Genomic DNA, 11,494 nt, shown 5'->3' on the forward strand with positions numbered 1-11,494 from the left:
AAGCAGAAATATCCTTATCCGTCATCTTTTTTTGCTCAACAACCAATTTTAAGCTTAGGAATTTTATAAATAGATGGAAGACGAACTTAGCAACAACTCCGAAATGGAGACTGCTACACTTAGCAATGAAGACATTTTGGCTCAATTCGAAGCCACACTGGACATGCCGGAAGCCTCTGATAATTCGGAACAAGCAGACGAACATGTTGAAGAACCGGATGCGGATGAAAACGCTTCCGAGACACCATCAGATACCGACGAACCGGTTTTCGAAATTGACGGGGAACGACTCCCGCTTTCGGAAGTCCGCAATCGGATGATGAGACAAGCTGATTACACTCGTAAGACGCAAGAACTCGCCGAACAGCGTAAGGTTTACCAAGAAGCGCAGTTCGATAAAAACCAGTTGCGAATGGAGGCCCTTCAAGGAATTGAAGCGCTGAAGCAGCAAATGGCTATCGAATTCCGACAAATGGAACAGCCTGATTGGGATTATCTCGTTGAGAATGATCCGGCTGAATTTCAGCGACAGCAGTTCATTTGGGGCAAGCGTGAAGCTGCCGTACGCCAGATGTACGAAGCTGAACAGGCTCTTAAGCAGCAAGCCGACGCCTACGAAAAGGAACAGCGTCAGATTGCGCTTCAGGAATCGCAAAAGCGTCTTTTGGAGAAGTACCCGGAACTTCGGGACCGATCCACGGCAACGAACGCACTTGGCGAAATGTCGGAACTCTTGTCGAGTTACGGTTTCACTCAAGAAGACGTCAACGACTTGCATGATGATCGCGTTATTAGCTTGATTTACGATTTTCAGAAGATGCTTCGAACACAGAAAGCAATTCCGGAAGTCGTCGCAAAGATGGAGCAAAAGCCTGTCATTTCGCAGAAGAACACGTCTGCTAAGACAAGTGATGCTTATACCCGTGACTTCAACAAATTCAACAAAACCCGTAGTGGGAATGACGCAATCGCACTCATTTCCCGTTTGCTTTAACGCTCAGAAAGAGCACCGTTCTAACTAAAAGAGGTTTTAAAACCCATGCCTACGCTTACCACTACTAACGCAACTAACGTCCGTGAAGACCTTGGCAACATCATTTCGATGATTTCGCCGGAAGAAACCCCGTTTATCTCTGCTATTGGCAAGACCAAAGCTACACAGAAGACGCACGAATGGCTTCAGGACGAACTTGCTGCTGCCAACAAGGACAACGCTGCTGCTGAAGGTGCTGATGCTGCCGATGCTACGCTGTCCGTTCCGGTTCGTCTCTCGAATCAGGCTCAGATTTTCACCAAGTCCGTTCAGGTTTCCGACACGTTCGAAGCCACGAACACCGCTGGTGCGAAGTCGGAACTCGCTCGCCAACTCATGAAGGCTGGCAAGGAAATCAAGCGCGACATCGAAGCCGCTCTTGTTTCGGCTAACCCGTCCGTATCTGCCGGTACGCGCAAGCTCGGCGGTGCTGAAGCTTGGATCGCTACCAACGCCCTTCACGGCACTGATGGTGCTACCGCTGGCTACTCCGGTGGTGCTGTCGGCGCTGTAACGCCCGGTACGGGTCGTCCCTTCACCGAAGCAATGTTCCAAGAAGCCCTTCAGGGTGCCTATGACGAAGGCGGCAACGTGACGAAGGTCATTGCTCCCCCGTCGCTTAAGGCGAAGATCGGCACCTTCACTGGTGGCGCGACCAAGCAGCAGTTGGCTGACAAGAAGACGGTTTCTGCCGGTGTTGACATCTATGACGGTGACTTCGGTGTTTATGACATCCTGCCGCACCGCTTCATGTCGAGCACGACTGTAATCGCCTTCGACCCCGACCTTTGGAATCAGGCTGTCCTTCGTAGCATCAAGAAGAACGAACTCGCCAAGACCGGCGACTCGTCCAAGTACCAGCTTGTTGCCGAACTCACCCTTGAGTGCCTGAACGAAGCCGGTAACGCAAAGATCGCTGATCTTAACGGCTAATGAGATAAGACCTTAGAGCCGATAAGAATCAATAATAAAAGGCACAAGGTCATTTGAAGGAGGCTCTTCGGAGCCTCTTTTCTTTTGCGCGCTTTTCACCGCTTCGGCGCGCGCCATTCCCCTAAATACATCAAAAACATAATGGGGAATTAATGGACAACCTCAATTTGACAGCGGGCGATTTGCTCACGCACGGCACCATTCTTTGGGAAGAAACGCCGGAATATCGCGTTTGGATCACTCGTGACGGCGACAAAATGTATTTCACCACGGAATACAACAGCGACATTCTTCAGGCGCTATTCGATCAAAACCAGCGTGAGGCAAACGCGTTCAATAAGAGCGGTTCGCGCGGCGAAATGGTCAAGGTCGCAAGCGTTCCTATTGGTCTCTATCACGAGTGGGCACGACAGGGCATTACCGACGACCGGGAAGCTATCCGCCGTCGCCTGAACGATGCCGATTTCAGTAAATTCCGCACCAATGATTGGAGGCTCTAATCATGACTTATGATGAGCTTCTTGAAACAATCACTTCCTACACGATCCGCGACGACATCCCGGTAACGACGATGATTCGGCTTGCTGAAGCTACGCTTCGCCCGATTGCCAAGCATTATCTTTCTGAAAAAACTGAAACGCTTTTCGTTGTCGATAGTGTCGCCGAACTGCCGTCCGATTTTCTGGAAATGCGTGCGATCACCGGAGAAAGTGGACAGACGTACAAACCGATTGCTCCCGCCAATTCGGACATTTTTGACGGGCAGGTTGGCTATTACCGAGTTGGTCAAAGCCTCACCTTCGTTCCAAGCGCATCGGGTGAAGTAGACGACCAAGTAAGCATTGCCTATTGGACATCGTTCCCGGCTCTTACTGACATCCGATCCAATTGGCTGTTTGACCGCTTCCCGAACATCTATCTTCGGGCAGTGCTCAAAGAGTCGTTCCGTTGGCTGAAAGACCCTGAAGGCGTTGCTATCGAAGATGCCGCCCTGAAGGAAGAACTCTCCATTCTTGCCGAAGATGACCGTCGCGGACGCCACACCGGCCCCATCATTTGGGAGTCTCGGACTTGGCAGTAATCGACATCCCGTTCACGAGCTTCACGCCCGATCTTCCCGCCCTTAACAATCCCGGTCTCGTCAAGGCGCACAACTGTAGCCCCGGTCTTGGTGCCGGTGCTGGTGCGGTGACGCTGTTTCCGCTCAAGTCCGCCTCTCTCTACAGCAATACGGCAATGGACAGCCGTCCGCTTGGTTCCGCAATCGGGCAGGACCAGAACGGCAACGCGAAGGTCTACGGGGCGAACGCGACCAAGCTCTACAAGCTCAATCCGGCAGACCGGCAATGGACCAACATCAGCCGCGTTGGTGGATACAGCACGACTGATAGCGAATCTTGGGAATTCGTAGAGTTCGGTTCTCTTAGTATTGGAACCAACTACTCGGACGAAGTTCAGTACATCGACATGAATGTTGACACGCAATTTGCCAACCTCACGACGTTGGTGAAAGGCAGACACATCGCCACACATAAGGGCTTTGTCATTATCGGAAATACGTGGGATGCGATAGACGGCGGTGTTCCATATCGTGTTCGCTGGTCCGGACTGGAATTGCCTTCCGACTGGACATTTTCAGCGGCAACCATGGCTGATTTCAACGATGTACATGGGTTTGGAGCAATCCAAGGCATTGTGACTGATGACAGTTGCTATGTGATCCTTCAGCGTGGCATCGTTCAAATGTCGTTCGTCGGCGCACCGTATGTCTTCCAATTCACGGACCGAGTCGTTGGCAAAGGTTGCTCTGTTCCCGAATCCATTATCACCGTAGAAGGCAAACACTATTTCCTGTCCGATGATGGTTTCTACAAGCTTGAACAAGGCAATTTGACCCCGATTGGTATCGGTAAAATCGACTCTTGGTTCCTCGACACTGCCGACCTAAGCCAAGCGAAATTGATGACGGTTGCCGCCGATCCGCGCCGAACGCTGATCTATTGGCAATTCGCGTCCAAGGACGCTGTCTCTGGTACGCCAGACAAGGTGCTTATATTCAACTACGTCACTGGCGAATGGACGACAGCAGAATCTTCAACGGCTTTCCTTTTCAACAGCGTTAGTTTGCCGTGGACCATCGATCAGTTGGACGCCTTCGTATCGATCGACAACGTCCCTGCTTCGTTTGACGATCCCATTTGGGCAGGTGGTCAAAACATGTTGTGGGGCATGAACGCTACCGGAGCGGTCTATTCATTCGGTGGTCCTACAATGGAAGCATCAATTGAAACGCGCGAAATCCAGATAACGGACAACATCCCAAACGAAACGGGCGCGGATACAGCCATTGTTAATGCGGTTTGTCCGATCTTTGAAGGCGGCGGCGGAACCGCGCGAATTCAAGTCGGCACTAAAATGCTTCCGAACGAAGATATGACGTGGTCTTCATTGAAGGAATGTAACTCGGAAACAGGCTTCGCCTATGTCCGATCCCGCTCCCGATATCAGCGGTTCCGTATCAATATCTCTGGTGAATGGACGAAGGCTTCTTCGCTCAAAATTGACGCTCAGCCAGCGGGAAAACGCTAAGGCAAACGCGTATTTTCCCTAAATAGAACCAAATGGAAAGCGTTTATAATCATGCGGATTCCCGCCAAGTAGCACGAGTATTGAACGACGTCGTCCGGCAGTTTGATAACACCGGCACGGTGACGCTTGCCAACTCGACAACCACGACAACGGTTAGCAATCCGAAGGTAGCTTCAACAAGCAAGATTTTCCTTCAGCCAAGGACTTCGGCGGCTGCTTCCGAGAACGCTTATATCTCATCGATTTCCGCCGGTACATTCGTTATTACGCATGCGTCCGCGACCACCACCCGAACATTTGACTACGTGGTGTTTGCGGTATGATCAAGCAGTTCGGTTTCAGCGAAGATGAATACGCAAGGGTTCGTGGTTGGCTTCTCTCGGCATTGGAGATTGCCCCCGGTCCTTTTGATGAAGCTGAATTGCTCGTCAAATTGCGCGCTGAAGCATGGCATTTGATCACTACGGATCATGCCGCATCTGTCGTGGAACTGGTCCGCATTGACGGTGCATTGATCGGCAATGTTCTGTTGATCGGTGGTGAGAAGGGCAAGGCTCTTCGGGAAATCATCGCGGCACAAAAGCAATTCTGTGAATTCCTCAAACACGAGGGCTTCACAAAACTGGTGGGAACTCCCCGCAAGGAATTTCATAACATCCTTAAAGCCCAAGGCTTTGAGCAAGAACACAAAGAACTCGTTAAGAGGCTATAATGACAAGCACTCCAAAGGAAAGTACCACCAAAGTTGAGCCGTGGGATGGGGCGAAGCCGTACCTTCTCGAAAACTACAAGAAATTCGATGAACTAATTAAATCAGGTGCGCCAAAGCAGTTCGAAGGCAGCACAGTTGCCAATCAGTCGAACGCAACGCTTGACGCCCTTTCCGGTACTGAATCGCTTGCCAGAAATGGTAACACGTCGGCACTCACCAACGCGACCAATGCCGTGAATGGAGTAATGACGCAAGGGACAAATACCCAAGCGAATTCGACGCTGTCTCAGCTTCAGCAACAGATGAATTTCGGCACCAATCCTACTGATGCGATTGCCAAGGGTATCGCGAACGGTTCGACGGTTGGGCAGAACTACAGCAATGGTGCTGCTGGCACTGCCGCTGGTCTACAGAACTACAGCAATGGTGCCATTTCTCAGTTTCAGGGTATGGCGAACTATCTGAATCCGGCGCTCGCACAATCGCAAGGTTACGGCGGCTACACGAATGCGGCGGCTGGTCTTCAGACCAATCAGGCGAACAGCCTTGCTCAAGGCAACAACCCCGCAATGGACTTCCTGAAGAACACGGCTTCCGGTGCGAACATCGGTAACAACCCGTACCTTGACCGCATGGTCAATCAGCAACAGGACAACATTGCCGAAAAGCTGAAGAACGTCACCAATCCGGGAATTGATAGCCAAGCAGCCGCCATGGGTCGCATGGGATCGGGTGCGTATGCTCGCCAACGGAACAACGCCGAAACCGTCGCCGCGAACGAAATGTCCAAGGTGGCAACCGATATGTACGGAAACCAGTACAATCAGGACACGGCGAACCAATTGTCCGCCGCTGGTCAATACGGCAACTTCGCTAACCAAGATGTTGCTAACAGGCTTCAGGCTAACCAAGCGCTTGCCGGTACGGACGCACAACAGCAGCAGTTGCGACAGGCTGGCACGTCCCTGTACGGCAATCTCGCCGACGCTCAACAATCGCAAAGGTTTAATGCGGCTAACTCGCTGTCGAGTGCCTATGACTCTCAGCAAGCGGCAAGGCTTGGCGCGAACGCGAACTATGCGGGTATTCTGGATAGCCAGCAATCCGCACGGCAGAATGCGCTTAATTCGAACCGTGATTTCCAGTTGGCTGGCGCAAATCTCGCATCGAACAACTATCAGAACTCGATTGCTAATATGCTTAGCGGTAATAGCCAGCGATTGAACGCCGCGAACGCTGCCAACAATCAGCAGAACGCGGTTGCCGATCAGCGGCTTAATGCGGCTGGTATGGCTGGTCAAACCTACGCCAACCAATATCTGCCTTATCAGCAGCTTGCCGGTGTTGGCGAAGCTCGTGACACGCGCGCTCAAGACGTTCTTAACGCCGAAATTGCGAAATGGGATTACGATCAGCAGCTTCCGATGCAGAACATTGCGAACTTCACGAATCTGCTTAACGGCGGTGGCTATTCGAACACAACGACTCCGGTTTATTCGAACACGACAGGTCAAGTGCTTGGCGGTCTTTCGTCGCTTGCCGGTCTCCTTTCGCTCTGCGATGTACGGACGAAGGTCTTTCATGAATTCCTTGGTTACATGCCCGCTATCAACGGTGAACGTGTCGGAATGTACCGCTTTTCCTACAAGGACGACCCGACCGGTGAACGCCACGTTGGTCCGATTGCTCAAGAAATTGAAGCGAAGATTGGCGGCGATACTGTCGTTGAAATCGATGACATTAAATACGTCAACATCGAAGCAATGATTAAAGAGGTTGCCTAATATGGCTGGCATTTGGGATTTCCTAAACCCTAATAAAAAGAAGAAGCCGACCGATCAGGTTAACGCTCTTGAGGCGGTGGTTTCCCCGAAGCCGCAAAACTTCCTGTCGCAATTCCTGCCGGAAGACCCTGACAAGCGTGAAGCACTGTCCAAAGCCTTGATCATGGGCGGTGCTTCGGCAATGGCTGCTGGTGGTCCGTCCGACAAGCCGACAAACCTCTTGTCGGTGCTCGGTTCCGGTCTTGCCGGTGGTGTTGGCGGCTACGATGAAAGCCTTACTAATGCGGCAGACGCGGCATACAAGGGTGCGGCTGTATCGGCGAATGCGCTCAAGATGCAGCAATCCGCGCTTGGGCAGAACCTTCAGGAAGAGTTCTTCAAGAAGTGGGGTTCTCCCGGACCGGGAGGCTATCCGCCCGAAGCGCTGTACGATTTACAGAAGATGCAGCTTGCGACCGGCGACGAAGAGTCGGCTCGTGCCACACAGAAGCAGATTCAGCAGCTTCAGCAGAGCGGTGCGGAAAAAGGCTTCATCATTGGCGAAAGCGGCTTCCAGCTTGCCCCCGGCTTCGGTGAAGGTCTCTTCGAAACCGAAAGGCATAAGGGTCTTGGTTCAGCAATCGGCAAGAATGCCGAACTCACGGCTGATGCGAAGAACTACCAATACGGTAACGAGAACCCGGACTTCCGCACTTACGAGGATCAACAAGCCAAGAGCAAACAGACGGTCGTCAATATCGGTGATCCGAAGAGCGGCGATGTCTGGAAAGCGATGAACACTGATCGTGAAAGCGTCGTCTCGGCACAGAATGCCCTGTCGTCTATCGGAAACGCCCGACAGGCCCTTGCTGGTGCGACCACTGGTTTTGGCGCTGATTACGTCCTTGCTGCCCGTAAGGCAGCGGCGGCGCTTGGCGTTGGCGACACAGATAGTATCACCGACACTGAAACCCTTCGCGCAGCAGTCGCCCCGCTGGTTGCGACGATCCTCAAGGACACCGCTGGTACGGCGAACTTGTCTGATGCCGACCGTGCGTTTGCGGAAAAGGCTGCTGGTGGTTCCATCGAACTCGACGCGACGTCTATCGCCCGAATTCTCGATATTCAGGAAAAGGTTCAGCGCTCGAAAATCGAACGGTTCAAGTCGAAGGTCGATGCGGTTTACCCGGACATTGACGGTAACCAGCAGAACCGGAGCTACTTCCTTTCCGGCATCGAAACGCCCGCCCCTGCCGCTGATCCGGCTGAAACGTCGTCCGTATCGAGTACCGCACCGAAGACCGGTCGCGCGAATATCGTCCGTGGCGGGTGGGAATATTTCATCGGTAAGGACGGCAAGAAATACAAGAGACCTGTCGGGAACTGATAGAAATGGCAAATTTCATCACATATCGAAACCAAGGCGCGACCCGCAATCGTCCGCTTGATGAAGACCTTATCAAGCGGCTCGCCTACCTTCAGGACTTGGGAATTCAAATGGAAGTCTTCTCCGGTGGACAGCCGGGGAAAGACGAAGGCGGTGCTCGTGTTGGTTCTACCCGCCACGACCATGGGCATGCTGCCGACGCCTTCTTCTACAAGGACGGTCGCAAGCTCGATTGGGCAAATGAACAAGATCGTCCGATCTTCGAAGAAATCGTTCGTCGCGGCAAACAGGCTGGCGTCACCGGCTTTGGGGCTGGTGATGGCTACATGCAAGCGGGTTCGATGCACATCGGTATGGGCAACCCCGGTGTTTGGGGCGCTGGTGGTAAAGGCGACAACGCTCCCGATTGGCTTCGTGCCGCATACAACGGCGCTGCCGGTGGCAAACCCGATGTCGTCGCCGAAGTCGTTGCTGCTGCCAACAAGCCTGAACCTGCTTCGCCACAGATGCCCATTCTTGGGCAAGCACAAGCGAGCGCGCAACCGCAACCGAAGCCCGAAGAGCCGAAATCCAACAACGGAATTTTGGTTCAGGCATTCAACAAGCTAACGGGTTCGAACGTCCAAGTTCCCGACAAGATTTTCGGCGCTGAAATTGACGACATCAATAAAGGCTTTGCCGGTCTTGGCGACTTTGCGAAGACCATCACTGAAAACGATCAATCCATAAATAACCAGATACAGGCATCCGCACGGGCTGCTTCGGGAAACCGAAACGTTACGCCGGTCGAACTCCAAATGTTGAGTAGCTTTCAGCCGATGTCGAAAAAGAAAAGGAAAGGAGCACTCTCCGGTTTAGGGGGTTATTTCGTCTAAAATGGGTCCAAATAATAAGAAGAACAATGATTGGCTGAATGGCGCAATCCCCGTATCGGATGACGAATGGTTTTCAAATGCGGTTCCGGTCACCGATGAAGAGTGGAACCAGATTGCGAATTCCGGTCCTAACGTCGATCTTGTCGATTCATCGGAAGATGCCCCTGCCCTGATCCGTGCTGAAGTCGGCGCGCTCACCAAGGGTGAAGACCGTCTTGCCGCACTTCGCAAGCATTATCCCGACGCAATTCCTGATCCGAACGACCCCGAAAACTTCATCTACACCGATCAGAATGGCGCTGTTCGCCGCTACAATAATCCGAACTGGTCGCCCTTCAATGCGGGTGATTGGTCGTCCATCGCTCCCGAAATCGGCGAAGGCATCGGCGCTATTCTTGGTGCTGGTGGCGGCGCTATCGGCGGTGGGTTTGTCGGTTCAGCCGTTCCGGTCGTCGGCACGGGTGCTGGCGCAATAACGGGCGGTGTCGCTGGTGCTGGCACTGGCGCGGTTGCTGGTCGAGAAGCCACACAGATGGGTCTCAATTGGTTGTTCGGCAACGACGACACACGCACCACGGGTGAACGCGTCAAGGATGGTGCCACTACGTTTGCTATGGGCGCTGCTGGTGAAGCTGTCGGACCGCTCTTGCTTCGACCCGCCGCCAAATTGGGCAAGTATGCCCTTGCTGGTGGTAAAGTCGTAGATGCTCCGGAAAAGGCTGTTCAACGCCTTGAAGACGCACGCGCTATTGGTTTCGAACCTACTGGCGGCATGGTGACCGGTTCAGAGCGGCAAGCCCGTATCGAGCATGGTCTTATCAACACAATCGGTGGTGAGAAAATCCAGTCGCGCATCAATGACGCGTTCGACGCGACCGGCAATAAGTTTTTTGAGACTACTGCCAACATGCGCGGCAGTTCTCCTTACATGACCAATGCCGATATTGGCGCTGCCCTGAAGGAGCAAGCGCAAGCGGTCAAGAAAGCTGCCTACGACGAATCCAATCAGCTTTATGACGAAGTCGGCGCAAAGGTAACCGCTCCTGCTTCGGTCAACAGCACTGCGAAATACGTTGCCGATCTACAGGCAGAAAAGGCAAGCCTGTCCGAAGTCGGCAAGCAGAACCATTCCGGGAATATTGATCGCGTCATTGAAGAAGCCACACCGCTTCTTAAAGACTTCGAAGCTGGTCGCGCGAACTTCAATGATATGAAGGAGCTTCGAACCCGCATCGGTCGAGTTAAGGAAGACGCCTCTACCGATCCCGCGCAGAGACAACGCCTGAATGGCTTCTATGACGCTCTAACCAGAGACCTTGAACAAGTCGCTCTTTCGTCTGGTGACGAAGCCGCGCAAGCATGGCGCAAGGCTAACGACAACTATCGCGCTCTTGCTCAGCAATATGGCAAGGGCAGCATCGCCGCGAAGTTGGTTGATCCGAACACCAATCCGGACACGGTCCGCAATCTCGTATTTGGTCAAGTCGGCAAGGGTTCGAACAATCTTGCCGTTGCTCGCCGCGCAATCGTTCGTGGTGAAGACGGGCAAGCGGTTTGGGATAACGTCGCATCTTCCTTCATCGAAAGCCTTGGCAAGAAGGTTGTCGAAGGCAATGAGGTTTTTGATCCAAGCGCATTTGTGAAGGTTTGGAACGACGAAAAGAAATTGAGCAAGGAAGCCAAGGACGTTCTGTTCAAGGGTACAAACATGCAGGAATACCGCGAAAATGTCGAGCGGGTTGCGCGTGTTGCCGACAACATGAAGCGCTACGGCAAATATCGGAACCACTCCGGTACAGCCTCCCAAATGACCGCAATGGGTTCGTTGAATCCGCTCAGCAAAGAAAACCTCTATGCTGCTGCCCTTGGTGGCATTTTCAGCGGCGGCGACATCATGACCGGTCTTGCGACGGGTGCGGGTAAGGTCGCGTTGACCGGTGCCAGCATCGCAAACAACAAGTACAAAGCGCACCTTCTCACATCGCCCGAATTTGTGAATTGGTTGGCAAATGTGCCGAAGGCAGAAATGCAAAAAGGCGGAATGAAAGCGCATCTGAAAAGGCTCTTCAGCATCCGCGATACTGCTGGCAATCGGGCGGCTGCTGCCATCAATGGCTACATGCGCGACTTGGGAATCCAAGAAGACGAAAATCAATAAATAGACCGACTACAAGCATAACAATAAGAGAGGGCATAAGCCTC

At 52.8% G+C, this 11,494-nt stretch carries 10 protein-coding genes; all 10 read left to right on the forward strand.

The window, feature by feature from the left end:
- Positions 1-73 precede the first annotated feature (73 nt).
- The 10 genes from BHD07_RS15570 (at position 74) to BHD07_RS15615 (ending at position 11,450) form a co-directional block, all read left to right on the forward strand.
- On the forward strand, positions 74-994 hold the full coding sequence (locus tag BHD07_RS15570) for a hypothetical protein (RefSeq protein ID WP_338281434.1): 921 nt from the start codon (positions 74-76) through the stop codon (positions 992-994).
- 45 nt (positions 995-1,039) lie between these two features.
- Positions 1,040-1,966 (forward strand): SU10 major capsid protein, encoded by a 927-nt coding sequence (locus tag BHD07_RS15575; protein ID WP_338281436.1) that lies wholly within the window; start codon positions 1,040-1,042, stop codon positions 1,964-1,966.
- A gap of 152 nt (positions 1,967-2,118) precedes the next feature.
- On the forward strand, positions 2,119-2,466 hold the full coding sequence (locus BHD07_RS15580) for a hypothetical protein (RefSeq protein WP_338281438.1): 348 nt from the start codon (positions 2,119-2,121) through the stop codon (positions 2,464-2,466).
- A gap of 2 nt (positions 2,467-2,468) precedes the next feature.
- Entirely contained in the window at positions 2,469-3,047 is a 579-nt protein-coding gene (locus BHD07_RS15585) for a phage adaptor protein (protein ID WP_338281440.1), read from the forward strand.
- Positions 3,038-4,555 carry a hypothetical protein gene (locus tag BHD07_RS15590; protein ID WP_338281441.1) on the forward strand — a complete coding sequence of 506 codons (1,518 nt, stop codon included), beginning with the start codon at positions 3,038-3,040 and terminating at the stop codon, positions 4,553-4,555. The genes BHD07_RS15585 and BHD07_RS15590 overlap by 10 nt, the downstream gene beginning before the upstream one ends.
- 319 nt (positions 4,556-4,874) lie before the next feature.
- The gene (locus BHD07_RS15595; protein WP_338281443.1) at positions 4,875-5,267 is read left to right on the forward strand and encodes a hypothetical protein; all 393 of its coding nucleotides are present in this window, start codon (positions 4,875-4,877) and stop codon (positions 5,265-5,267) included.
- Positions 5,267-7,051 carry a hypothetical protein gene (locus BHD07_RS15600; protein WP_338281445.1) on the forward strand — a complete coding sequence of 595 codons (1,785 nt, stop codon included), beginning with the start codon at positions 5,267-5,269 and terminating at the stop codon, positions 7,049-7,051. The genes BHD07_RS15595 and BHD07_RS15600 overlap by 1 nt, the downstream gene beginning before the upstream one ends.
- A 1-nt stretch (position 7,052) precedes the next feature.
- Complete coding sequence (locus tag BHD07_RS15605) at positions 7,053-8,417, forward strand: hypothetical protein (protein WP_338281447.1); 1,365 nt, start codon at positions 7,053-7,055, stop codon at positions 8,415-8,417.
- Between the two features lie 5 nt (positions 8,418-8,422).
- Positions 8,423-9,292 carry a hypothetical protein gene (locus BHD07_RS15610; RefSeq protein ID WP_338281448.1) on the forward strand — a complete coding sequence of 290 codons (870 nt, stop codon included), beginning with the start codon at positions 8,423-8,425 and terminating at the stop codon, positions 9,290-9,292.
- 1 nt (position 9,293) lies between these two features.
- Positions 9,294-11,450: a hypothetical protein gene (locus tag BHD07_RS15615; protein ID WP_338281450.1), complete on the forward strand. Its 2,157-nt coding sequence runs from the start codon at positions 9,294-9,296 to the stop codon at positions 11,448-11,450.
- Positions 11,451-11,494: the final 44 nt, after the last annotated feature.

Source organism: Sinorhizobium sp. KGO-5 (assembly GCF_036245905.1).
Taxonomy (GTDB): Bacteria; Pseudomonadota; Alphaproteobacteria; order Rhizobiales; family Rhizobiaceae; genus Sinorhizobium; species Sinorhizobium meliloti_A.